Here is a 23,951-nt window from a genome sequence, read left to right as displayed (position 1 = left end):
AGCAGTGCGGGCTGGCGCACAACCAGTTCGGACAATCCCAGCGTCGGCTCCGTGATGTCCTCCTCTCGCTGGTTTCCTCATCCACCGACCACGGTGGTCTCGGGGGCGCGCCGGGCGCGCCGGGTGGTGATCCGCCGCCAGGCCGCGGTGACGTCGTCGGCCAGCCGGCACGGCGAAACGTCCAGCGGCAGCCGCACCAGGACCTGCGCCGCGCAGCGCCCGCCGTCCACATCGGACACCGTCAGGTCCTCGGGCGCGGGCAGCATCTCCTCCAGCACCAGGCCGTCGACGCCCGGATCGGCCAGCATCCGGTCGAACACCCGCAGCGTGGCGACGCTGTCCAGGTCGACCGGCCGGGACCGGTTGCCGTGCCGGGCGAACACCCACCGCGGCACGCCGGTCGCCAGCCGCAGGTTCGCCAGCGCCCGCATCCGCGCGAACCGGTCCCCGCCCGGCTCCGGCAGCAGGTCACGGCCGGCGAACACGGTCGCCGGGGCGATCACCAGGTCCGGGTCGAGCAGCAGGCGCGGCGTGCGGGTGCGGCCGGGGAAGGCGGCGCGGGGATCGCCGAACACGCGCGGCAGGGTGAACCGTTTGGCCGGGGACGCGGCGGTGAGCAGCGAGACCACCACGTCCCACGGCGGCGGTGGCCGTCGCGTCGCGTGGTAGACCGGCCACAGTTCCCGGCCCGCGCGGTCCTCGGCGATCACCCCGCGCGCGTCCCGGCGCAGCGTGATCTCCCCCAGCGGCAGGTAGCGGCGCATCCCGGCCGGATCGTCCACATAGGTCGCCGGGTCGGCGTCGCCGGTCCAGCTCCGCGTGTAGCGCGGGCGGCGCACGGCGTTGGTGCCCTGGCTGCCCTGCGGTGGTACGAGGATCTCGACGAGTTCGGCGCCGCAACGGGCCGCGGTCTCGGTCAGGAACGCGCGGTAGGCGCTCACCTGGGGCACCTCGCCGTGCAGGCCCTGCAACGCGGCGGCGAACCGCGCGTCCGCCACCCCCGCCGGGGTGACCGCCTCCAGCACCGCCCGGCCCGCCGGCAGCGGGCGGAGCAGGCAGTCCACCGGCCACGGCGAGGGCCGAGCCGGGGGCGCGCCCAGGTAGTCCAGCACGGCGGGGCCCAATTCGATCTCGCTCTCGTCGGCGTGCCGGGCCAGCCACTCGCACAGCCGCTGGTAGATCGTCCGCGGCCGCGGTTCCGGCCACGCCGAGGCCGGAGGCGCGGGCCGCAGCGGCTCGGCGGAGTCCAGCGCCTCCGTGACGATCTCCGACACTGGCCGCGGCTCGGGGCCGACGAGTTCGAGCGCGGGGTGCGACCGGCGGTCGGCGATCACCGCGGCGAGGCGTCCCGCGTGCGCGACCAGCTCGGGCAGCCGCGCCGGCACCGCGACGCCGCCGTGCGCGCGGCGGTGGACGTCGGTGAACCCCGGGCTGGGCCCGGCGGAGACCCGCCGGCGGCGCAGCTGTCCGGTCGGCGCGGACGACACCTGCACGAGCCCCAGCTGCGCCAGGTGCCGCAGGAATTCACGCAGCACGGGCTTTTGGCGCGCATCCGGCGCGAGCAGCGTGACCACCTCCCGGGTGCGCATCGCGCGCGAGCCGAGCACCCGGCACAACGCGTCCACCACCGGTGTGCGCCGGATGTCGCCGCGGCGGACCGCGTCCGGGCCGTCGTGGTCGGCGACGTGCCAGCACAACCGGTCGCCCTCGGTCCACCGCAGCGGCGTCAGGCTCAGCCACGCGTCCGGCAGGACCGGGGCGGTGGTCAGCCTGCGGCGGTCCTCCTGGATGTTGGTGAGCCGGTGCACCGCGTGGTCGCCGACGGTCAGCGGGCCCGGGCCGGACCCGGCGAGGGCGACGTGGGCCAGCCAGCCGCGCGGGGTGGTCTCGAACGCGGCCCGGAACAGCAGCCGCAGCAGGTAGTCGGCGCGTTTGCGCAGGGGCTTGCTCGTCCACGGCTCGCCCGCGGCCAGCCGGGCGCGGACGTCCTCGACGACGCCGGGCGCGGTGGCCGTGATCATCCGGGCCGCGGCCGGATCGCCGATGATCAGGTCCCACACCAGGCCGTGGTGCATCCGTTCGGTCTTCTCGACCGCGTCGTGCAGCGCGGCGGTCTCGGCGGCCAGCGCGGCGCCCCACTCCACGATCCGGGCCAGCGGCCGGAATTCCAGATCGCCAGGCTGGACGAAACCGCCGCGGTGCAGCCGCCGCCGGACCTTGAGCGCCTGCCGCCGCAGGTCGCGTGGCAGGGCCGGGACCAGCTCCTCGCCGATGCGCTCGGCGACCTCCGCGGCGCACACGCGGTAGGCGGTCTCGGCGCGGATCAGGTGACGCATCCGTTCGGTCAGGTCGGGCGTGCCGAGCGCGGCCGGAAGCGCCGCGGGCAGGCCCGCGACCCTCACCAGCCCGGGAGCACCGACCAGCGCGGGATCAGTCATCGCCGGCCGCCGGCGACTCGGCGAGCAGGACCTGCCTGCCGAAGGCCAGCCGCGCGCGGTTCCAGTGGAACACCACGTAGTACGCGGCCGCCCGGCGCGGGCCGACGCGGGCGCCGTCGGCGGTGAAGTACCGGTTCCACCACCGAGCCTGCTCGGTGTGCCGTTCGGCCAGACGCCGGGCCGGTGCCGGCACGGTGGCGGCCAGTTCGTCCGGGCGGTTCCGCGCGGCCGCGCCCGCGGTGAGGAACGTGGTGAGCTCACGGCTGGTCCGCCCCTCGGTCAGCGCGTGGACGCAGTCGGCGAGGAAATCCCGCGTCGGCACGGACTTCTCGCGCAGGCGCCCCGTCGCAGGCACCGCCATCTCGCCTCCCGAAAGGAATTCTCGAAACGGTTTCCGGAACAGCGGAAATCCGTGTTCAGTCTCGGTCGGGAGGCGGGCGGCGGAAAGTGCGCGACCGGCTTTTCGCCGGGTCGAACGACCCCTGAACGTGGTGACCAGGTCAGGCGCGACGCCGGTACTCACACCGGTCAGGCGAGAACCGCCGGTGTCAGCGGTTTCGCCACACCGGCTTCCGTTTCTGCGCGAAGGCCGCCGGCCCTTCGAACGCGTCCTGGCTGACGAGGAGTTCGTCGAGCGCCGGTGAGGGATACCGGACGGCTTCGACGGTGTCGGCGATTCCGTCCGCCTCCGCCATGATCCGCAGCGAAGTGCGCACCGAGGTCGGCGAACCCTCGAGGATCGCCGCGGCCAGCTCGCGCGCGACCGTCAGCGCCTGCCCGGCCGGGGCGACCCGGCTGACCAGGCCGTAGGACTCGGCTTCCGCGGCGGACAGGCGCCGTCCGGTGAGGATCATGTCGTTGGCGACCTTCGGCGGCACCGTGCGCGGCAGCCGCACCAGGCCACCCGCGGCGGCGACCAGGCCGACCCGCACCTCGGGCAGGCCGAACTGCGCGGTCTCGTCGGCGACCACGATGTGGCAGGCGAGGGCGATTTCGCAGCCACCGCCCAGCGCGAACCCGTTGACCGCCGCGATCACCGGCTTGGGCAGGGACTCGCGGCTGGTCAGCCCGCCGAACCCGGTCTTGGGCACCCACATCGGCTTGCCACTGGCCGAGTACACGAGGTCGTTGCCCGCGGAGAACGACTTGTCGCCGGCGCCGGTGATGATCGCGACCCACAGGTCGGGGTCGGCGAAGTAGGCGTCGAACACCTCTTCCAGCTCGGCGTTGGCCGGCGGGTGCAGGCTGTTGCGCGAGTCCGGGCGGTTGATGGTGACCTCCAGCAGGTGCCCGTCGCGGCGGACCAGCACGTGCTCGTAGTCGTCGCGGAAACCGGGACGGCGCGGCGGGAACAGCTCGTCCATCCGCTCGGCCGTCAGCGTGACCCGGTTGCCGAACCCGAACGAGCGCACGTGGATCTTGCTGCCGATCGGCTCGCCCTCCAGCAGGCGGCCGAGCGTCTCCTCGTCCTTCGTGGACGCGAGGAAGCGACGGCCGTCGTCGAGCCGCCCGACGACCACGGCGGTGCCCGCGGCGTGCTGGACGGTGTAGGTCTCCAGCGTGGCCCAGCCGTCCGGGTGCACCGTGGTCGGCACCGTCGGGCGGGCGTCCAGCTCGGCCTGCAGTTCCGCGCTGCGGCTGGGCCGCCACTGCGCGGGGGTCGTCGAGTAGACCCCGGCGGAGTACTTGGACAGCATGCCGCCGTTGGCGCCGACCAGGCCGAACGCGCCCGGTTGCGCGCGCAGCCGCGAGACGGTCTCGCAGATCGCGTGGGTCGAGTAGTTGTTGCCCGGGCCGCCGAAGAACGGCAGGCCGCCGGTGACGGTGAGGCCGCGCGGGTCGTCCGGGGCCAGTCCGAGCCCGTCGCACACGGCGAACACGGCGATCGGGAAGCAGCTGTAGAGGTCGATCGTGGACAGGTCCTCGACGCCGATGCCGGCGACCTCCAGCGCGTGCCGCACCGCCAGCACCGCGGCGGGGGAGCCGCTGAGGTCCTCGCGCTCCAGCAGCGGCTGTTCCTCCAGGTCGGCGTGGCCGTGCAGGAAGACCCACTTCTCCTCGGGCACGCCGAGTCGCCGTGCGGCGCCCACCGACATCATCAGCACCGCGGCACCCTGGTTGACCTGCTCGCGGGCGACGAGGAACCGGGTGTAGGGGTCGGCGATCGGGCGGTTGCGCTCGGACGGCGTCGCCAGCTCGCGCGCGTCGCGCTCCACCGGCGCGGCGGCGTGCGGGTTCGCGGCGGCGACCTTGGTGAACGGCGCGAACAGCTCGCCCATCGCCAGCGCGTACGCCTCGCGGGACAGGCCGAGCCGGGCGCGGCGGGCGTTGTCGAACAGCGCGTACTGGCTGGTCGGCTCGATCAGACCGTGCGCCAGCATCTGCCGGTTGGCCAGGCCCTTCAGCCCGAACCCGCGGTCCTCCAGGTCGCCGTCGACGTGCTCGGTGAAGTCCGGCTTGTCCTCGGCCTGCTGGAAGTGCCGGACCGTGGAGATGGCCTCCGCGCCCGCGACGAGCGCGACCTCGGCGCCACCCGCGGCGATCGTCCCGGCCAGCTCCGTGACCAGGTGCTGCGGCGACTGGCCGCCGGTGACCTCCAGGACGGCGCGGGCCGGCGCGGCGCCGATCCGGTTCGCGACCGAGCGCGGGAAGTTGTCCGACCGGCCGAGCGGCGAGTGGGAGATCGGCGTGGAGATCTCGAACTGCCGGATGCCCGCGACGGTGTCGACGGCCTTCGCGACCGCACCGGGGTCGGCGCCGGTGTCGGCGAGGGCGTCCCGGGCCGCCGCGGCCGCGAGTTCGACCGCGGACAGCCCGCGATAGCCGGGATCGTCGATGCGCTCGGACGCCTGGCCGACGCCGACGAGGACCGGCGTCCGGTGATCGAGAGAGGTCATACCGCACGGTAACCCGGCGGCGACCTCCCGATCATCAGCTGCGGATCACGAACTCTGTGAGATGTTGACCATCCACGAGACGCCGAACCGGTCCACGCACGCGCCGAATTCGTCGCCCCACATCTGCTTCTCCAGCGGGACGGTGACGGTGCCGCCGTCGGACAGCTTGTCCCAGTAGCCGCGCAGCTCGGCGGCGTCGTCGCCGCTCAGGCTGATCGACATGTTGTTGCCGGGCTGGTGTTCCATGCCCGGCGGGGTGTCCGAGGCCATCAGTGTGAAGCCGCGGTCGGTCTCGAGCATCGCGTGCATGACCTTGTCCGCGTCGGCGCCCTCCATGCCGCCGAAATCGCCGAAGGTGTTGAGGTTCAGCTCGCCGCCGAAGACCTGCCGGTAGAACTCCATCGCCTGACGGGCGTCGCCCGCGAAACTGACGTACGGATTGAGCCGCGAAGCCATGTCCGGATCTCCCTCCATCGCGAGGCGGTCCATCCTCGCAGACCGCCCTGCCTGCGACAACACCCTGCGGGGTAGGAAAAACTTCGCCAGAATCGGGCTGTGGCCGGGTCGGTTTGGTACGTGGGTTACGGGTCGAACCTGCACGCCGGGCGGCTGCGGTACTACCTGGAGGGCGGCACCCCGCCCGGCGGGCAGCGGTCCTGTCCCGGGTGCCGCGATCCCCGTCCGCCGGAGCGGGTGGTGGCGCATTCGATGCCCGGCGGGGTGTACTTCGCGACGGAATCCGCGACGTGGGGCGGCGGGCGCGCGTTCTACGACCCGGCGTTGCCCGGGATGGCGGCCGGGCGGGCGTACCTGCTGACGCTGGGCCAGTTTTCGGACCTGGCGGCGCAGGAGATGTACCGGGCCCCCGACGGTGACCTGGACCTGTCGACGGTGCTGTCCGCCGGGCGCGACGTGCTGGGCCCGGGACGGTACGAGACGCTGCTGTACGTCGGCGACCTCGAGGGGTTCCCGGTGCTGACGTTCACGGCCCCGTGGGCGGCGGACGAGGTGCCGTGGAACCCGCCGTCCGCGGTGTACCTGCGCATGCTGGGGGAGGGGCTGCGGGAGGCGCACGGGTGGCCGGTGCCCCGCGTGGCCGAGTACCTGTGCGGCCTACGCGGGGTGGCGGGGTTCTGGTCGGCGGACGAGGTGGTCGGGTTGCTGGCTCAGTAGGCCAGCTCCGCCAGGCGCTCGGGGTCGCTGATGATGTCGATCGCCGCGATGAGGTCGTTCACCACGGTGAACGCGAAGAGCGTCTGGGGCTGGCCGTCGCGCAGGATGAGGCGGCCCGCGACGCCGTTGACCAGCACCGGGACCGGCTGCCCGCCCTGTCCGGACTGCCGGAAGGTGAGCGCCTGGCCGGCCACGGCCTCGGCGCCGTGCACCAGGCGGGACGCCGCGGCAGGCAGCGAAGCCGCGTCGACGCGCAGCACCACGTCCGGGTCCAGCACGCTGACCAGCGCGGCGAAGTCGCCGTCCCGCGCCGCGGCGAAGAACGCGTCCACCACCTCGCGCTGCCGGGCCACGTCGCCGTCCGGCCTCGTCGGGCTGCCCTGGATGCGCCGCCGCGCGCGGCTCGCGAGCTGACGGGCTGCCGCGGGTGTGCGGTCCACGATCGGGGCGATCTCGTCGAACGGCAGCGCGAACATGTCGTGCAGCACGAACGCCAGCCGCTCCGCCGGGTCGAGCGTGTCCAGCACGACGAGCAGCGCCAGCCCGACCGAATCGGCGATCAGCGCCTGGTGCTCGGGGTGCGCACCGTCCTCCGGGGCGATGATCGGGTCCGGCAGGCGCTCGGGGTACTCCTCGCGCCGCGACGTCCGCGACCGCAGCATGTCCAGGCACACCCGGCCCACCACCGTGGTCAGCCAGCCGCCCAGGTTGCGCACCTCGCCGGCGTCGCTGCGGCTCAGCTTCAGCCACGCCTCCTGCACCGCGTCCTCGGCCTCGGTCAGGGAACCCAGCATCCGGTACGCCACCGCGCGCAGGTGCGCCCGGTGCGCTTCGAACCGCTCGGCCAGCCACTCGTTCTCGGTCATACCGCTCTGACGGATCCCGTCACGCCGATGTGACCGGCGGACAGATGCGGATCACGATCAGGCACGAATCGTCCTCGGTGTCGGAGGTCGCCTCGGCCAGCAGCTGGTCGGTGATCCGCTCCACGTCCGCCCCGGCGTGGCAGGCGGCGGCCGCCAGCCTGTCCAGGCTGTCGTCCAGCAGCACCCCGCGCCGCTCGATCAGCCCGTCGGTGAACAGGATCAGCGTGTCCGCGGGCCGCAGCCGCAGCACACGCTCCTCGAACCGGGCGCTCGGCCGCGCGCCGAGCAGGATCCCGCGCGGCAGCGGCAGCTGCTCGGCCACCCCGTCACGCACCAGCATCGGCGGCAGGTGTCCGGCGCGCGCCCAGGTCAGCGTCCGGCTGTCCGGGTCGTACAGCCCGCACAAGGCGGTGCCGGTGACGCCCCGGTTGACCGTGAACGTCGTCGTGTTCAGCCAGTCCAGCAGCTGCCCCGGGCCGGCCCCGGTCACGGCCAGCCCGCGCAGCGCGTTGCGCAACGCGATCATCCCGGTCGCCGCGCCGATCCCGTGCCCGGCCACGTCGCCGATCACCAGCAGGATCCGCCCGTCCGGCAGCACCGTCGCGTCGTACCAGTCGCCGCCGACCTTGTGCTCCTGCTCCGCCGGCCGGTACCGGACGGCGACCTCGAGGCCGTCCATCTCCACCGGCCGCGCGGCCGACGGCAGGATCACCTGCTGCAGCTCCCGCGCGATCCGGTTCTGCCGCTGGGCCTCGTGCTCGGTGTCGGCCAGCCGGTCGCGCGTCGCGTTCAGCGCCACCTGGCTCTGGTACTGCGCCGACAGGTCCTGGTAGATCCCGCGCACCGCGACCAGCTCACCGCTGTCGGACAGCACCGGCTCGCCGTGCGCGCGGATCTGCCGGTGCGTGCCGTCCGGCCGGATCAGCCGGAACACCGTCGCCGCTTCCTCCCCCGCCAGCAGCGTGGTCTGGAAGAGCTCCAGGATCGGCAGGTCGTCGGGGTGGACGTAGGTGCACAGCTCGTCCCACGTGACCGGCCCCGCCGACGCCGGCAGCCCGAACAGCTCGAAGGTCTGCTCGGTCCACGCCATCTCGCCGGTGAGCACGCTGTGCTCCCAGCTGCCCAGCCGCGCGATGTGCTGCAGGTTGTGCAGCAGCTGCGCGAGCCGGTGGTCGTCGTGGCCGACGGTCAGCCCGATCCGCACCCCGTCCAGGAACCGGGTGATCCGCACGTCCACCATCGCCGGGGTGGCCGTGCCGCCGGTGCGCGCGACCAGCGGGATCGGTCCGAGCTGCGCGGACGCCCCGGTGGTCAGCACCTCCACCGCGCGCTCGGCCAGCCCGTAGGCGCACAGCAGCGGGTACGTCCGGGTCAGCCCGCGCCCGATCAGGTCTGCCGCGCGGCGCCCGTGCGGATCCGCGAAGTCCTCGCCGACCTGGGCGATCTCGAAGTCGGCCACCTGCCCGGACTCGTCCGTGCGCGGCCGGGCGAACAGGGCGGAGTCCAGCAGGCCCACCGTCGACGGCAGCGCCCCGGCGGGCTGCGTGCTGAGCATGATCTCCCGCCCGCACAGCGCGGCGAGCGCGGTGAGCCGCCGCTTCTGCTCCGGCGGGAAGTCCGGGAGCGGCGCGGCCCAGACGAACTCCACGACACCGGCGATGCCGCGCGAGGTGGTCACCGGGACCACCGCCCGCGCCCCGCGATGACCGTCGGCCAGCAGGGGCACCGCGGGGGCGAGTTCCGCCTCCGGGAACCAGTGCGGCCGCCGTTCCCGCGCCGCCCGCTGCGGCAGGCAGTCCATCAGCACCGGGAGGTGCCGCCAGCGGCTGGCGTCCAGCAGGTTGAGCCCGGTGTGCGCGACGAGCCCGAGCGCGCCGTCCGGCTGCACCTGCCACAGAGCGACCGCGACGGCGTCCGCGGTGCGCCGGACCTCCTCCAGCAGGGCGGAACTCTCCGCGTTACCGCCGGGCAGCCGAGCGAAGTCCGGCGCGGCGCCGGGCACGGCGACCGGGGACCGCGGTGGCCGCACAGCGCCCGCGACCAGGTCGGCGGCCAGCTCCGCCACCGAGATCCCGGTCCGCGCGGCGAGGTCGGCCAGGTGCGTGGCGGCTTCGCCGGGGGAGTAGCCGAGCCGTTCGACGAGAACGCCTTCGGCGAGCGGGACGAGCAGCCGGCCGTCCCGTTCCGCCCGCAGCCGCTCGATCTCCTGCTGCTGGCACTCCACGACGGCGGCCAGCCTCGCGACCCGCGGATCGAGGTCGCTGGTCTGCGGCGGGTGCTGGGCCGTCACCTCAAGCCCCTCGGTCGCGGTGGGCGGACGAAAACGAGTCTAGTGAAGTGGCGCTGGGATACATCCCGCGCTACCAGTAGATTCCTCTTCTGCGGTGATTGTCCGCAAGGGCGATCGGTAGGGCCTCACGAAATCGGAGTGCGCTGATGGCGGAGATCCGGACTGCCCAGCCCAAGCGGGACGCGGGCCGGGGCAGCGAGCGTGAGCTGGCCGATCCGCGGCTGCAGCAACTCCTGGCCGGGCTCACCGCGGTGCGCGACGGGGATTTCGGCACCCGCCTGCCGCAGGTGGGCGACGAGCTGATGGACGAGATCGCCGCGGTCTTCAACGGCATGGTCGACCAGTTGTCGGTGTTCACCTCCGAGGTGACGCGGGTGGCGACCGAGGTGGGCACCGAGGGCAAGCTCGGCGGCCAGGCGCGCGTGCCGGGGGTGTCCGGGACCTGGGCGGATCTCACCGATTCGGTGAACGCGATGGCGGGCAACCTGACCGCTCAGGTGCGCGACATCGCGCAGGTGGCGACCGCGGTCGCGAAGGGCGACCTGTCGCAGAAGATCACGGTGGACGTCCAGGGCGAGATCCTGGAGCTGAAGGAAACCATCAACACGATGGTGGACCAGCTGTCCTCGTTCGCCGACGAGGTGACGCGCGTGGCGCGCGAGGTGGGCACCGAAGGGATCCTCGGCGGCCAGGCGGAGGTCCCCGGGGTGTCCGGCACCTGGAAGAACCTCACCACTTCGGTGAACTTCATGGCCGGGAACCTCACCGATCAGGTACGCAACATCGCTCAGGTGACCACGGCCGTGGCGCGCGGCGATCTGTCGCAGAAGATCATGGTCGACGCGCGCGGGGAGATCCTGGAGCTGAAGAACACCATCAACACGATGGTGGACCAGCTCTCCTCGTTCGCCGACGAGGTGACGCGGGTGGCGCGCGAGGTGGGCACCGACGGCCGCCTCGGCGGTCAGGCGCAGGTGCCCGGGGTCGGCGGAACGTGGCGGGCGCTCACCGATTCGGTGAACTTCATGGCGGGCAACCTCACCGATCAGGTGCGCTCGATCGCCTCCGTGGCCACCGCGGTCGCCGACGGCGACCTGTCCCAGAAGATCACCGTCGACGCGCGCGGCGAGATCCTGGAGCTGAAGAACACCATCAACACGATGGTGGACCAGCTGTCCGCGTTCGCCGACGAGGTCACCCGTGTCGCGCGCGAGGTGGGCACCGAGGGCCGCCTCGGCGGTCAGGCGGACGTCAAGGGCGTGTCCGGCACCTGGAAGGCGCTCACCGAATCGGTGAACGTCATGGCCGCCAACCTGACCGACCAGGTGCGCTCGATCGCCGAGGTCACCACCGCGGTCGCGAAGGGCGACCTGTCGCAGAAGATCCGCGTCGACGCGCGCGGCGAGATCCTCGAACTGAAGGAAACCATCAACACGATGGTCGACCAGCTGTCGGCGTTCGCGGACGAGGTCACGCGCGTGGCCCGCGAGGTCGGCACGCACGGCAACCTGGGCGGCCAGGCCAACGTCCGCGGCGTGTCCGGCACCTGGAAGGACCTGACCGACAACGTCAACGTGATGGCCTCGAACCTGACCAGCCAGGTGCGCTCGATCGCGCAGGTGGCCAGCTCGGTGGCGCAGGGCGACCTGTCGAAGAAGATCACCGTGGAGGCCAAGGGCGAGGTCGCCGCGCTGGCCGACACGATCAACACGATGGTCGACACGCTCGGCGCGTTCGCCGACGAAGTCACGCGCGTGGCTCGCGAGGTGGGCACCGAGGGCATCCTCGGCGGCCAGGCCCGCGTGCCCAACGTGGCCGGCACGTGGAAGGACCTCACCGACAACGTCAACTCGATGGCGAACAACCTGACCAACCAGGTGCGCAACATCGCCCAGGTGACCACGGCGGTCGCGGACGGCGACCTGACCAAGAAGATCGACGTGGACGCGCGCGGCGAGATCCTCGAGCTGAAGACGACGATCAACACGATGGTGGACACCCTCGGCTCGTTCGCCGCCGAGGTGACCCGCGTGGCGCGCGAGGTGGGCAGCGAGGGACGGCTGGGCGGCCAGGCCGAGGTCGAGGGCGTGTCCGGCACCTGGAAGCGGCTCACCGAGAACGTCAACGAGCTGGCCGGGAACCTGACCCGCCAGGTGCGGGCGATCGCCGAGGTCGCCAGCGCCGTGGCGACCGGCGACCTGACCCGGTCGATCTCGGTCGAGGCGCAGGGCGAGGTCGCCGAGCTCAAGGACAACATCAACTCGATGGTGCGGTCGCTGCGCGAGACCACGCACGCCAACCAGGAACAGGACTGGCTCAAGACCAACCTGGCCCGCATCGCCGGCCTGATGCAGGGCCACCGCGACCTGGCCACGGTCGCCGAGCTGGTGCTGGACGAGCTGGTGCCGCTGGTCAACGCGCAGCAGGGCACGTTCTTCCTGGCGAGCGGGCAGAACGGCAGCACCCGGCTGCGGCTGATCGCCAGCTACGGCGCGCACTCCACCGAGGAGCTGCGCACCGAGGTCGAGCTGGGTCAGACGCTGATCGGGCAGGCGGCCCGCACCCGGCGGCCGATCATCGTGGACAAGACCCCGCCCGGGTACGTGCGGATCTCCTCCAGCCTGGGCGAGGCGCCGCCGGTCAACCTGGTCGTGCTGCCGATCCTGTTCGAGGACCGCACTCTCGGGGTGATCGAGCTGGCCTCGTTCGAGCGGTTCACGCAGGCGCAGCGTGACCTGCTGGACCAGCTGGGTGAGACGATCGGGGTCAACGTCAACACGATCGTGGCGAGTTCGCGCACCGACTCGCTGCTCGAGGAGTCCCAGCGGCTGGCCGCCGAGCTGCGGGTGCAGCAGGAGGAACTGCAGCGCTCGAACGCCGAGCTGGCCGAGAAGGCGGCGCTGCTGGCCCGCCAGAACCGCGACATCGAGGTGAAGAACACCGAGATCGAGCAGGCCCGGCGGGAGATCGAGGAGCGCGCCGAGCAGCTCGCGCTCGCCTCGAAGTACAAGTCCGAGTTCCTCGCCAACATGTCGCACGAGCTGCGCACACCGCTGAACAGCCTGCTGATCCTGGCGAAGCTGCTCGCGCAGAACCCCAGCCGCAACCTCACCGCCAAGCAGGTGGAGTACGCCGAGGTGATCCACTCGGCGGGGTCGGACCTGCTGCAGATGATCAACGACATCCTCGATCTGTCCAAGGTGGAGGCCGGGCGGATGGACATCCACCCGGAGCCGTTCGCGCTGAACCAGCTGCTGGACTACGTCGAGGCGACGTTCCAGCCGCTGACCGCGGAGAAGGGGCTGACCTTCGCCGTCACCGCCGACCAGGACGTGCCGCGCGAGCTGGTGACCGACCAGCAGCGGCTGCGGCAGGTGCTGCGGAACCTGCTGTCCAACGCGGTCAAGTTCACCGACCACGGGCGGGTCGAGCTGCGGGTGCGGATGGCCCGCGAGGAGGAGCTGCCGCCCGGCACGAGCGGGCCGGTGGTCGCGTTCGCGGTCACCGACACCGGAATCGGCATCGCGAAGGAGAACCTGAGCGCGATCTTCGCCGCGTTCCAGCAGGCCGACGGCACCACCAGCCGCCGCTACGGCGGCACCGGGCTCGGGCTGTCGATCAGCAACGAGGTGGTCTACCGGCTCGGTGGGGAGATCCGCGCGGAGAGCGAACTCGGCGAGGGCAGCACGTTCACGCTGTTCCTGCCGCTGGGCCGTGCCGAGAGCGTGCCCGCACCCGCGGCGGCCGAGACCGAGCAGGCCGTCCCGGAGCGTGAGAACTCCCGTGAGACGCACGGCAAGCGGCAGGTCCTGGTCGTCGAAGCGGCCGGCACCGGTCTGCTGTCGCTGCTGGCGAGCAGCGCTGCCGCCGACCTCGCCGACACGCACGGCACGGTCACCGTCGCCACCGTGAGCACGGCCGAGCAGGCGACGAACGTGCTGCTCAGCCGCCCGCACCACTGCGTCGTGCTGGACCTCAGCCTGCCCGAGGGCGGGGCGTTCGCCGTGCTGGACGCGCTGGCCGACCACCCCGACCTGCGGTCGGTGCCGGTGCTCGCGCACCCGTCCCGCAAGCTGACCCCGGAGCAGGAAGCCCTGGTGCAGACCCGCGCGGCGATGCAGCCGCTGGAGCTGCTGCCCTCGCTCGACGAGCTGCGGGAGCGGATCGCGCTGCACCTGTCCGCCGATCAGCCGGACGACGTCATCCCGCTGACCCAGCCACGGCCGCTGCCGTCGCCGACCCGGCCCGGCAGCGACCGGTCCGTGCACGAGCCGTTGCGCGGGCACAAGGTGCTGATCGTGGAGGACGACCCGCGCAACGTGTTCGCGCTGCGCGGCGCGCTGGAGAGCTACGGGCTGGACGTGCGGCACGCGGTGAACGGGCGCAAGGGCATCGACACGCTGCTGGCCGAGGACGACATCGAACTGGTCCTGATGGACGTGATGATGCCGGAGATGGACGGCTACGCGGCCACCGCGGCGATCCGGGAGATCCCGCGGTTCGCCGACATGCCGATCATCGCCGTCACCGCGAAGGCCATGCAGGGCGACCGGGAGAAGGCGCTCGCGTCCGGGGCCAGCGACTACCTGACGAAACCGGTCGACGCGCAGGAACTACTCGACTGCCTGCGGCGGTGGCTGCCGGAGGTGCGTGCCTGACCCGCCGAGGCGGATCCGGCGAAGGAGGAGTTCCGCCCGGGCTCGCGGCAGTGGAGGATGGGTGCGTGCAGGCACCCGATCCACTCAACCCGCGCGACCCGGCCGGCGATCCCGTCGACGGGCTGGCGGTGGCCGTCGAACGCCGCGGCGAGGCCGTCGTGGTCCAGGTCAGCGGCGAACTCGACCTCCTGACGACGCCGCGGCTGGACGACGCGGCGAGCCGGGCCCTGCGCGAACACCCGTCCTTGCTGGTGCTCGACCTGACCGGCGTGACGTTCCTGGGTTCGGCCGGCATGGCGTCCCTGGTCGCCGTCCGGCAGGCCGCGGGGGACGACCTGCCGATCCGGCTGGCCGCCGCGGACCCGGTGGTGCTGCGCGCGATGGAGGTCGTGGGCCTGGACGAGGAGTTCCCGCTCTACCCGACGTGCGAGGACGCGCTGGCCGGCTGAGCAGCCGGTCACGGAAGCGGTGCTGCCGCGCCCAGCCCCTGCTCCGCCGCCGCCGCGCGGACCGCGTCGATCACCAGCTGCAGCGACGGGCGGGCCGACGCCGTGCGGTGCGCGATCGAGACCGTGCGCATCGGCGGCTCGGTCAGCGCCACGATGTCCACCCCGGGCGGCCGCAGCGACAGGCCCAGGTCCGACACCAGCGTCACGCCCAGCCCGGCGGCCACCATCGCCAGCGCGGTCGCCTGCTCGCCGACCTCGTGGTTGATCTTCGGTTCGAACCCGTACCGCTGGCAGGCCAGCCGCACCGCCCGGCCGAAGTGCGAGCGCGGCCCGGCCAGGATCCACGGGTGCTCGGCCAGCTCCGTCAGGCTCACCGTGTTCGCCGGCACCGCCCCGCGCGGCACCGCCGCGTGCAGCCGCTCGACCGCGATCACCACCCGCGTCAGCGCCGGGTCCCACGGCATCGGATAGTCGGAGTAGTCGATGACGAACGAGAAGTCCAGCGCGCCGTCCCGCACCGCGCCCGCGGTCTCTTCCGGTGCCAGCTCCTTGGTGCGCACCTCGATCCCCGGGTGCTCCTTCGCCAGCGCGGACAACGCGAACGGCAGCAACCCGGACGCCACCGACGCCCACACCCCCGCCGTCAACCGCGCGGTGACGCCCTCCTGCGCCTCCTCCAGCGCCATCGTCGCCCGTTCCACGGACTTGAGGATCTCCTCGGCGTGCTCGGTCAGCACCACGCCCAGCTCGGTCAGCTGGACGCGCCTGCCGAGCCGCTCGAACAGCTTGGCCCCGACGTCCCGTTCCAGTTGCGCGAGCTGCTGCGAGACGGCCGAAGCCGTGTAGTGCAGGGCCGCCGCGGCCGCCGTGACGGTCCCGCGGCGGTGCAGCTCCCGAAGCATCCGCAACCGGTGCAGCGAAAGCTCCATGGGGCCAGCGTAGGTAAGGATCACCCGCTGTGCAGGGAACGTGAACGGAACCGTGCATGATCCCTAACTGGACGTCCCCGCCGCCCCTGCCGCACCCTGGTGGTCAGCGGGAATGGATCTCCCGATTCCACTCAGACCGGCGAACCGAAGCCACCACGCCGTGGCGGAGGCGGGCTGTGCTGTGCCCGGAATCGGCGACAGGCTTGGAGGGGACAGTTGACCACGATGCAGGACCCGCGGGGGCTCGCCGTCGAGCGGACGCTCCCGCGCACGCAGGAGCCGATGCTGCGGCTGACCTGGACCGACCCGGTCACCGGCACCCACGGCTACCTCGTGGTGCACACGCTGGTCTCCGGTCTGGCCACCGGCGGCACCCGGATGCGCGCCGGCTGCACGCTGTCCGAGGTCGAGGACCTGGCCCGCGGGATGGCCGCCAAGACCGCGACCTTCGACCTGCCGGTGGGCGGGGCGAAGGGCGGGATCGACTTCGACCCGAAGGACCCGGGGGCCGTCGGGGTGCTGGAGCGGTTCTGCCAGGCGATGCGCCCGTGGCTGGACGCGCACTGGGTGACCGCCGAGGACCTCGGGGTGCCGCAGCACCTGATCGACGAGGTCTTCGAGCGGCTCGGCCTCGAGCAGTCCTACCACGCGGCCATCCGGCGCTCGCCCGATCCGGCGCGGACCCTGCGCCGCGTGCACGCCGGGCTGAACGCGCCGGTGCCGGGCGGTTTGCTGCTCGGCGACGTGGTCGGCGGGTACGGCGTGGCGCAGGCGTGCCTGGGCGCGGCGGGCGCCTGGGGCTGGGAGCCGGCCGCGACGACCGTGGCGATCCAGGGCATCGGCACCATGGGCGGCGGCGCGGCGTGGTACCTGCACGAGGCGGGCATGCGGGTGGTGGCGGTCGCCGACGCGGCCGGGACGCTGTACGACCCGGCCGGGCTGGACGTCCCGGCGCTGCTGGAGCTGCGGGACGGGTTCGGCGAGGTGGACCGGTCGCGGCTGCCCGCGGCGGTCCGGCAGCTGCCGCGGGAGGCGGTGGTCGGGATCGAGGCGGACATCTTCGTCCCGGCGGCGATCTCCTACGCGCTGACGCCGGACAACGTCCCGCAGGTCGCGGCGAAGGTCGTGGTGGAGGCGGCCAACGCGGCGACCACTCCCGAGGCGGAGGCCATGCTCGTCGCGCGCGCGATCCCGGTGATCCCGGACTTCGTGGCGAACGCGGGCGCCGCGGCGTGGGCGTGGTGGCTGCTGCTGGGCCAGGTGGGCGCCGACCCGGTCGACTCGTTCCACCGGCTGCGGACGGAGATGCGGTCCAAAGTGGCGCTGCTGCTGGCTGCCTGGCTGGCCGACGGCGTCCCGCCACGCACGACGGCGGAGGAACTGGCGGCGGCGAACCGTGCGGCGCGCCTGGCCGCGGGGGATGCCGGGGTGGTGATTCCCTGAACACGCTGAAGGGCCCTTCGCTGCCTCGCGGAGGGCCCTTCGGCGTGTGTGCACACGTTGCGCGGCCTGGTTCGCCGACGGGGAGGTGAACCAGGTCCGCTTTTCCAATCGGCGGTTGCGGCCTTCGGAGCCGCCGTCGGCGGGACCGTAGGGCCTCGACCTCGTAGTGCCCGGGCACCTCGGGGTCTGGTACCACCGTGCCTGAATCGCCCGCCCCGGATCCAGGGCCGAAGGTCCCTTTTCACCCTCGTGGCACTCTCCTGGCATGGACGATCCGCTGCGCACGCTCTCCGCCATCCGCGCCACCCGCGTGTTCGCCGAACGGCCGGTGCCGCGGGACCTCGTCGCGGACCTGGTCGAGGCCGCGCGCTGGACCGGGTCGGCCCGCAACCGCCAGCCCTGGCGGTTCGTCTCGGTCACCGACCCCGGCCTGCGCCGCGCGCTGGCCCGCCTCGGGCAGTACGCGCTGCCGCTCGCGGCCGCCCCGGTCGCGCTGGTCCTGCTGTCCGACTCCGAAGCCGGCCACGACACCGAGTTCGACCTCGGCCGGGTGTGCCAGACGCTCGTCGTCGCGGCGCACCTCGCGGGTCTCGGCAGCTGCCCGGTCTCGCTGTACCCCGAGGCCAACGCCGTCGCAGCCGCCGCGCTCACCGGGCACGGGCACCCGTGGCGCGCACACCACGCGCTCGCCCTGGGCTGGCCGGGTCAGCGACCGCGCGGCCGCTCCGCCATCCCGACCGGCCGCAAGGACCTGTCCGAGCTCTTCACCGAGCGGTAGCCCGCGGCCACCTCCCGCGCCGCCCGCACCAGCGCGGAGACCGCGGGGGAGTTGGTGCCTTGCGGCCAGGCGAGCAGCAACCGGGCCGGGGCGGCGTCCACGACTGGGACCGTGACCAGGTTGTGGTCCAGCGTGTCCAGCACCGACCGCGGCAGCAGCGCGATGGCCCGGCCGCGGGAGGTCACCCGCAGCAGCTTCGCCAGGTCGGTGACCTCGACACCACCGTCGTCGGGATAGCCGGCCCAGCGGCCGACCGGCTCCCCGCGCAGGTCGCTGAGCTGCAGGATCGCCCGTTGCGCGAGGCGGTGGTCCGGCGGCAGCAGGGCCGCTCGCGGCTCGGCGCGCAGTTCCGCGGTCTCCAGGCCGGCCGCGTCGTCGAAGGGCGTGTGCAGCAGCGCGAGGTCGGCGCGGCCGTCCCGCAGCAGCGAGACCCGGTCCTCGTGCGCGGTCACGAGTTCGACCGGCACCGCGGCGGGATCGCTTTCGTACCGGCGCAGGATCCTGGGCAGCAGACCCGCGTCGCCACCGGGTTTCGCGGCCAGGGCGAGGTAGGGCACGCCGCGGCCGGCGCGCTGGGTGCGGCGGGCCGCCGCGGCGACGGCCGCAAGCGCTTTCCGCGCCTCGTCGAGCAGCACCTCACCGGCCGGGGTGAGCTCGACGCGCCTGCTCGTGCGGTCGAACAGGGTCACGTCCAGCCGTCGTTCCAGCGACCGCACGGCCTTCGACAGAGCCGGCTGGGCCAGTCCCAGCCCTTCCGCCGCGCGGCCGAAGTGCAGGGCCTCCGCGACGGCGACGAAGTAGGCGAGTTCTCGCGTCTCGACCCGATCCATTCCGGGAGGTTATCGGATGTCCGTTTTCATCAGACGTCTGAGGAGTTGGTACGGTGCGGATCATGACGCCCGTGCTGCAGGTGAGCGATGTCGATCTCGTCCGCGAGGGCCGGTACCTGCTCCGGTCGATCTCGCTGACGGTGCGCGAGGGCGAGCACTGGGCGCTGCTCGGCGCGAACGGGGCCGGCAAGAGCACGCTTCTCGGGCTGCTGGGGGCGGTCACGCACCCGACGCGCGGGACGGTCGACGTGCTCGGGCACCGGCTGGGGCGGGTGGACATGCGCAAGCTGCGGTCGTTCCTCGGGCACGTCAACCCGCGTCACCCGCTGACCTCGCCGTTGTCGGTGTTCGAGGTGGTGCTGACCGGGCTGACGAACACGACCGAGCTGGTGCCGCGCTGGCAGCCGACGGCGGAGGAGCGGGAGCGCGCCGAGCGCCTGATCCGCATGCTCGGACTGGGCGGCCAGCGCGACTCCCGCTGGCCGACGCTGTCCCAGGGCGAGCGTGGCCGGGCGCTGATCGCCCGCGCGCTGATGCCCGCGCCGCGGCTGCTGCTGCTCGACGAGCCGGCGACGGGCCTGGACGTGGCGGCGCGCGAGCAGCTGCTGTCCAGTGTGGACAGACTGCGGCGGGAGCACCCCGCGCTGGCGACCGTGCTGGTGACCCACCACCTGGAGGAGCTGCCCGCGAGCACCACGCACGCGCTGCTGCTGCGGGAGGGCCAGTGCTTGACGTCCGGCCCGGCGGATGACGTGGTGACCACGGACCACATCAGCAAGTGCTTCGACCACCCGGTGCGCATCACCCGCACCGAGGGCCGGTGGACAGCCCGCGCCGAGCCGATGGTCTAACGAACCCGCCCCACGCCGCCGAGTAGCACGGCGCTCGCCTGGTCGTCGGGGGCCGGGAGGTAGCCACGCGGGGCGTTCCAGTGCGTGGCGTGCACCAGGCCCGGCGGCACCAGCTCGGTCCCGTCGAACAGTTCCAGCACCTCCTCCGGGGAGCGCGTCGTGACGTTCTGCTGCACGTTCGCGTTGTAGGTCTGCGTCACCTCGGACTGGCGCCGCCGGGCCTGCTCGTCCTCGGTGAGCGTGATGTGGGTCAGGCCGAGGTAGCTGCCCGGCGCGAGCCGCTCGACGTAACGCCGCACCAGCGGGACCACGTCGCCCGGGACGAAGGGCAGCACGGACACCAGCAGCAACCCGACCGGCTTGGCGAAGTCCAGCAGCGTGGCACGCGCGAAGATGTCCTCGGGCTCCCGCGCATCGCCCCGCAGGCAGATCGCGTTCGGGTCATCGGCGAGCAGCTCGTTGCTGACCCGGACCGTGTCCGGGTCCAGGTCGACGTAAACGACCCGGGTGCCGGACGCGTACCCCTGGGCGATCTCGTGCACGTTGCCCGCCACCGGATAGCCCGAGCCGATGTCCAGGAACTGGCGGATCCCCTGCTGGATCATCCAGCGCACCGCCCGTTGCAGGAACTCGCGGTTGTACCGGGCGACCTGCCCGGCCAGCGGGAACACCTTCTGCGCCGCGATCGCCACCTCGGCGTCGCACGGTAGGTGGTGGTGCCCGTTGAGGTACCAGTCGTAGACACCCGCGGCCGTCGCCTTGGTGCGTTGCTGGGATGTCATCGGCGTCCACCACCCGTCCGGCTGCGTGCGGCCAGTCTTGCACGCCGGTCAACGGCCGGGCTAGCGTCGCTTCTTGCCGAACGACTCCATCTCCGCCACCTGCCGCCGCGCCTCGTCGGCCGACTTGTCCGCCGCGGTCGCCGCCTTGCGTGCCGCGGTGAGTTCCTTGCGCACCGCTCGCTCTTCGCGTGTGGCTTCGTCCAGCTGTTCGCGCAGCTCGGCGACCCGCGCCGCGGCCTTTTCCGCCCGGGCGCTCACCTCGTCCAGCGCCTGCTGCGCTTGCTCGCGGGCGGCGTCCGCCTCCGCGGCCTTCTCGCGGGCCTCCTCGAGCGCGGCCTGGCGGCGTTCGGCCTCCGGGTCCCGTCGCGCGGGCTTCTTCTTCGCCGGCGGTGGCGGGGCCGTCTTGCGCTTCGGGGACGCGGCCAGCGCGGCCGCCAGCCAATCCTCCGAAGAGGACGGTGACAACGCCACCGAAAGCCGTCCCGCGGCCACTTCCGCCGCGGCGTCCGGATCGGACACCGCCGCCTCGAAGGTGTCCTCGACCTGACGCATCGCCACGTCGCTGTAGGGCACCCCGGCCTCCCCGGCCACGCCGCCCGCGCGGCCACTCAACCGGCGGATCAGCTCGTTGCGCTGCCGCGACAACGTGCGCAGCTCGTCGCCAGCCAGCTTCTGGTGAGCGGTCCGCAACCGCGCACCCAGGTCGGCGAGCTGCCCGATCTCGTCCGGGTGCCGTCGGCTGACCTGGTTGACCAGCCACGCGGCGACGGTCGGTTTGCGCAGCTGGGTGATGCGCTTCGCGACGTCCGGCTGACGGGCCTTCGCCTCCTTGGCCCGCTCGGTGCGGACGGCGGTGAACTCGTCCCGGGGCAGCGCGTACAGCTCATCGGCGACCGCGTCGAACCCCCGGGGCGTCATGCCTCCATCATCGGCTCGCCGGCTACCACCGGCAAACCGTCATTCGGCCGGCTGCTGCTTCGCGATCTCCGCGCGCACCTGGTCCATGTCGACCTCGCGCAGCTTGCCGATCAGCTCTTCCAGGCTCTGCTCCGGCAGCGCGCCCGGCTGGGCGTAGAGCACGACACCGTCGCGCACCGCCATCAGCGTCGGGATCGACTGGATGCCGAAGGCCTGCGCCAGCTCGGTCTGGTCCTCGGTGTCGACCTTGCCGAACACGATGTCGTCGTGCCGGTCGGCCGCACCCTCGAACACGGGCGCGAACATCCGGCACGGCCCGCACCAGGCCGCCCAGAAGTCGACGAGCACCATGCCGTCGGAGTTGACGACCTCTTCGAAGTTGTCCTTGGTCAGCGTTACCGTCGCCATACGGGGTGCAACACGGCCCCGGGGTCACCTATTCCGGGTAGGTTCACCCACCACAGGCTCGGCGGAACTTGTGGCGATCGCGCACATAGGCTTCCCGCTCCCGGCCGCTTACCGTCTGTCGCCATGAGTGGCTACTGGGACGGGCGGGTCGCGCTGGTGACCGGCGCCGGCAGCGGGATCGGACGCGCTTGCGCGCACGCCCTGGCCGAGGCCGGGGCGAAGGTGCACGCGGTCGACATCGACGCGAGCGCGGCCGAACGCGTCGCCGGCGAGACCGGCGGCTGGGCGCACACCGCGGACCTCGCCGACCCGTCGAGCATCGACACCCTGCCCGCCGACGTCGACATCCTGGTCAACAACGCCGGCTTCCAGCACGTCGCGCCGCTGACCGAGTTCCCGCCCGAGGTGTTCACCCGCATGCACGCGGTCATGGTCACCGCGCCGTTCCTGCTGATCCGCCGGGTGCTGCCGCACATGTACGCGCAGAACTGGGGCCGGATCGTCAACCTCTCCAGCGTGCACGGCCTGCGCGCGAGCGCTTTCAAGTCCGCCTACGTGTCGGCCAAGCACGCGCTCGAAGGACTGTCCAAAGTGGTCGCCCTGGAAGGCGCGCCGCACGGGGTGACCAGCAACTGCGTCAGCCCGGGCTACGTCGACACCCAGCTGGTGCGCGACCAGATCGCCGACCAGGCCACCGCGCACGGACGCCCCGAGGACGAAATCCTGGGCGAGGTCCTGCTGCGGCGTGCCGCGATCAAGCGGCTCATCGACCCGGCCGAGGTCGCCGACGCCGTGCGCTGGCTGTGCGGCCCCTCGGCCGGGCACATCACCGGGATTTCCCTGCCCCTCGACGGCGGCTGGACCGCCGCCTGACGTTTCCGCCACGGCACAAAGGAGTGTTGCCCATGCCCCGCAGCGAGAACCGCTCGATCGCGAAAGTCGTCGGCGCGAGCCTCATCGGCACGACGATCGAGTGGTACGACTTCTTCCTCTACGGATCGGCCGCGGCACTGGTCTTCAACAAGCTGTTCTTCCCCGGCAGCGATCCGCTGACCGGGACCCTGCTGTCGTTCGCCACCTACGCGATCGGCTTCCTCGCCCGGCCGCTCGGCGGTCTGGTGTTCGGCCACTTCGGCGACCGCGTCGGCCGGAAGAAGCTGCTGGTGTTCAGCCTGCTGCTGATGGGCGGCTCGACGTGCGCGATGGGCCTGCTGCCGACGTATGCGACCGTCGGCGTGGCCGCGCCGCTGCTGCTCACCGCGCTGCGGCTGGTCCAGGGCTTCGCGCTCGGCGGCGAGTGGGGCGGCGCGGTGCTCATCGTGTCCGAACACGGTGACGACCGCCGCCGCGGGTTCTGGGCGTCCTGGCCGCAGTGCGGCGCCCCGGGCGGGAACCTGCTGGCCACCGCGGTGCTCGCCATCCTCGCCGCGGTGCAGTCCGACGCCGCGTTCACGTCGTGGGGCTGGCGCATCCCGTTCCTGCTCTCCGGGGTGCTGGTGATCATCGGCCTGTGGATCCGGCTCACCGTCACCGAATCGCCGGTGTTCCTGGCCGCGCAGGAGAAGGCCCGTCAGCGCGGCGAGCAGCACCGCGCCCCGGCCCTGGAGGTCTTCCGCGACTCCTGGCGCCGGGTGCTCATCACCATCGGCGCCCGCATGGCCGAGAACGTGTCCTACTACGTGCTGACCGCGTTCATCCTGGTCTACGTCACCGGCCCGCTCGGGATGAGCAAGTCCACCGGTCTCAACGCGGTGCTCATCGGCTCGGCGATCCACTTCGTCACGATCCCGCTGTGGGGCGCGCTGTCCGACCGGATCGGCCGCCGCCCGGTGTACCTGTTCGGCGCGGTCGCGATGGCCGGCTGGGCGTTCGCGTTCTTCGCGCTGATGGACACCCGCTCGGCCGGGATGATCGTGCTCGCCGCGACGGTCGGCCTGGTGCTGCACGGCGCGATGTACGGCCCGCAGGCGGCGTTCTTCGCCGAGCAGTTCCCGACCCGGGTCCGCTACACCGGCCTGTCGATCGGCGGTCAGCTGTCCTCGATCGCCGCCGGTGCGCTGGCGCCGATCGTCGCGGTCGCGCTGTTCAAGGAGTTCGGCGGCACGCTCGCGGTCTCGCTGTACGTGGTGACGATGTGCGTGATCACGGTGATCGCGGTGACCAGCGCCAAGGAGACCGCGCGCACCTCGCTGCACGACGAGGAGCCCGCGGTCACCGCGGAACCGGTCACGCGATGAGACG

The 23,951-nt window shown here is 72.7% G+C and carries 19 protein-coding genes; 8 read left to right on the top strand and 11 right to left on the bottom strand.

Going from position 1 to position 23,951, the window contains the following annotated elements:
* Nucleotides 1–77: 77 nt before the first annotated feature.
* The 4 genes from IE290_RS28620 to IE290_RS28605 all read right to left on the bottom strand — a co-directional run bounded on the left by IE290_RS28620 (nucleotide 78) and on the right by IE290_RS28605 (nucleotide 5,791).
* Nucleotides 78–2,438, bottom strand: a complete 2,361-nt coding sequence (locus tag IE290_RS28620) for a hypothetical protein (protein WP_191247784.1) — start codon at nucleotides 2,436–2,438, stop codon at nucleotides 78–80.
* Nucleotides 2,431–2,799: a hypothetical protein gene (locus tag IE290_RS28615; RefSeq protein ID WP_191247783.1), complete on the bottom strand. Its 369-nt coding sequence runs from the start codon at nucleotides 2,797–2,799 to the stop codon at nucleotides 2,431–2,433. Before IE290_RS28615 ends, IE290_RS28620 begins: the two co-directional genes overlap by 8 nt.
* A 187-nt stretch (nucleotides 2,800–2,986) precedes the next feature.
* Nucleotides 2,987–5,335 carry an acetyl-CoA acetyltransferase gene (locus IE290_RS28610; protein WP_191247782.1) on the bottom strand — a complete coding sequence of 783 codons (2,349 nt, stop codon included), beginning with the start codon at nucleotides 5,333–5,335 and terminating at the stop codon, nucleotides 2,987–2,989.
* Between the two features lie 45 nt (nucleotides 5,336–5,380).
* The gene (locus IE290_RS28605) at nucleotides 5,381–5,791 is read right to left on the bottom strand and encodes a VOC family protein (RefSeq protein ID WP_191247781.1); all 411 of its coding nucleotides are present in this window, start codon (nucleotides 5,789–5,791) and stop codon (nucleotides 5,381–5,383) included.
* A gap of 99 nt (nucleotides 5,792–5,890) precedes the next feature.
* Between IE290_RS28605 and IE290_RS28600 the strand changes: the two genes are divergently transcribed.
* A complete protein-coding gene (locus IE290_RS28600; protein ID WP_191247780.1) occupies nucleotides 5,891–6,508 on the top strand; it encodes a histone deacetylase in 618 nt (205 codons plus the stop codon).
* On the opposite strand, the gene IE290_RS28595 is transcribed toward IE290_RS28600, so the two are convergent.
* Together IE290_RS28595 and IE290_RS28590 are read right to left on the bottom strand one after the other, a co-directional pair.
* Nucleotides 6,502–7,374, bottom strand: a complete 873-nt coding sequence (locus tag IE290_RS28595) for a sigma-70 family RNA polymerase sigma factor (RefSeq protein ID WP_191247779.1) — start codon at nucleotides 7,372–7,374, stop codon at nucleotides 6,502–6,504. The genes IE290_RS28600 and IE290_RS28595 overlap by 7 nt on opposite strands.
* 19 nt (nucleotides 7,375–7,393) lie before the next feature.
* On the bottom strand, nucleotides 7,394–9,664 hold the full coding sequence (locus IE290_RS28590) for a SpoIIE family protein phosphatase (protein ID WP_191247778.1): 2,271 nt from the start codon (nucleotides 9,662–9,664) through the stop codon (nucleotides 7,394–7,396).
* Nucleotides 9,665–9,810: 146 nt separating this feature from the next.
* Here IE290_RS28590 and IE290_RS28585 point away from each other — a divergent pair, with 146 nt between their 5' ends.
* On the top strand, nucleotides 9,811–14,322 hold the full coding sequence (locus IE290_RS28585; RefSeq protein WP_191247777.1) for a HAMP domain-containing protein: 4,512 nt from the start codon (nucleotides 9,811–9,813) through the stop codon (nucleotides 14,320–14,322).
* Between the two features lie 65 nt (nucleotides 14,323–14,387).
* Entirely contained in the window at nucleotides 14,388–14,771 is a 384-nt protein-coding gene (locus IE290_RS28580) for an STAS domain-containing protein (protein WP_191247776.1), read from the top strand.
* Between the two features lie 8 nt (nucleotides 14,772–14,779).
* Here IE290_RS28580 and IE290_RS28575 read toward each other — a convergent pair whose 3' ends face one another.
* On the bottom strand, nucleotides 14,780–15,700 hold the full coding sequence (locus tag IE290_RS28575; RefSeq protein ID WP_191247775.1) for a LysR family transcriptional regulator: 921 nt from the start codon (nucleotides 15,698–15,700) through the stop codon (nucleotides 14,780–14,782).
* Between the two features lie 225 nt (nucleotides 15,701–15,925).
* Here IE290_RS28575 and IE290_RS28570 point away from each other — a divergent pair, with 225 nt between their 5' ends.
* Nucleotides 15,926–17,143, top strand: coding sequence for a Glu/Leu/Phe/Val dehydrogenase dimerization domain-containing protein (locus IE290_RS28570; RefSeq protein WP_191247910.1), 1,218 nt, complete (start codon nucleotides 15,926–15,928; stop codon nucleotides 17,141–17,143).
* A gap of 265 nt (nucleotides 17,144–17,408) precedes the next feature.
* Nucleotides 17,409–17,921: a nitroreductase family protein gene (locus IE290_RS28565; RefSeq protein ID WP_191247774.1), complete on the top strand. Its 513-nt coding sequence runs from the start codon at nucleotides 17,409–17,411 to the stop codon at nucleotides 17,919–17,921.
* Here the strand turns inward: IE290_RS28565 and IE290_RS28560 are convergent.
* The gene (locus tag IE290_RS28560) at nucleotides 17,849–18,751 is read right to left on the bottom strand and encodes a LysR family transcriptional regulator (RefSeq protein ID WP_191247773.1); all 903 of its coding nucleotides are present in this window, start codon (nucleotides 18,749–18,751) and stop codon (nucleotides 17,849–17,851) included. The two genes, IE290_RS28565 and IE290_RS28560, sit on opposite strands and share 73 nt — an antisense overlap.
* 62 nt (nucleotides 18,752–18,813) lie before the next feature.
* Here IE290_RS28560 and IE290_RS28555 point away from each other — a divergent pair, with 62 nt between their 5' ends.
* Nucleotides 18,814–19,602 carry an ABC transporter ATP-binding protein gene (locus IE290_RS28555; RefSeq protein ID WP_191247772.1) on the top strand — a complete coding sequence of 263 codons (789 nt, stop codon included), beginning with the start codon at nucleotides 18,814–18,816 and terminating at the stop codon, nucleotides 19,600–19,602.
* Here IE290_RS28555 and IE290_RS28550 read toward each other — a convergent pair.
* From IE290_RS28550 to trxA, 3 genes are read right to left on the bottom strand one after another with little or no spacing between them, the layout of a single operon-like run.
* Nucleotides 19,599–20,384: an SAM-dependent methyltransferase gene (locus tag IE290_RS28550; protein WP_191247771.1), complete on the bottom strand. Its 786-nt coding sequence runs from the start codon at nucleotides 20,382–20,384 to the stop codon at nucleotides 19,599–19,601. The two genes, IE290_RS28555 and IE290_RS28550, sit on opposite strands and share 4 nt — an antisense overlap.
* Nucleotides 20,385–20,444: 60 nt before the next feature.
* Nucleotides 20,445–21,302, bottom strand: coding sequence for a coiled-coil domain-containing protein (locus tag IE290_RS28545; RefSeq protein ID WP_191247770.1), 858 nt, complete (start codon nucleotides 21,300–21,302; stop codon nucleotides 20,445–20,447).
* A gap of 39 nt (nucleotides 21,303–21,341) precedes the next feature.
* Nucleotides 21,342–21,710, bottom strand: coding sequence for a thioredoxin (gene trxA / locus IE290_RS28540; RefSeq protein ID WP_191247769.1), 369 nt, complete (start codon nucleotides 21,708–21,710; stop codon nucleotides 21,342–21,344).
* A gap of 123 nt (nucleotides 21,711–21,833) precedes the next feature.
* Here trxA and IE290_RS28535 point away from each other — a divergent pair, with 123 nt between their 5' ends.
* Entirely contained in the window at nucleotides 21,834–22,583 is a 750-nt protein-coding gene (locus tag IE290_RS28535) for a 3-hydroxybutyrate dehydrogenase (RefSeq protein WP_191247768.1), read from the top strand.
* Between the two features lie 32 nt (nucleotides 22,584–22,615).
* A complete protein-coding gene (locus tag IE290_RS28530) occupies nucleotides 22,616–23,947 on the top strand; it encodes an MFS transporter (protein WP_191247767.1) in 1,332 nt (443 codons plus the stop codon).
* The last annotated feature ends 4 nt before the right edge of the window (nucleotides 23,948–23,951 follow it).

This window comes from Amycolatopsis deserti (genome assembly GCF_014653945.1).
Classification (GTDB): Bacteria; Actinomycetota; Actinomycetes; order Mycobacteriales; family Pseudonocardiaceae; genus Amycolatopsis_E; species Amycolatopsis_E deserti.
Note: the sequence above shows the minus strand (reverse complement) of the source record. Positions and strands in the feature narration are given on the sequence as shown.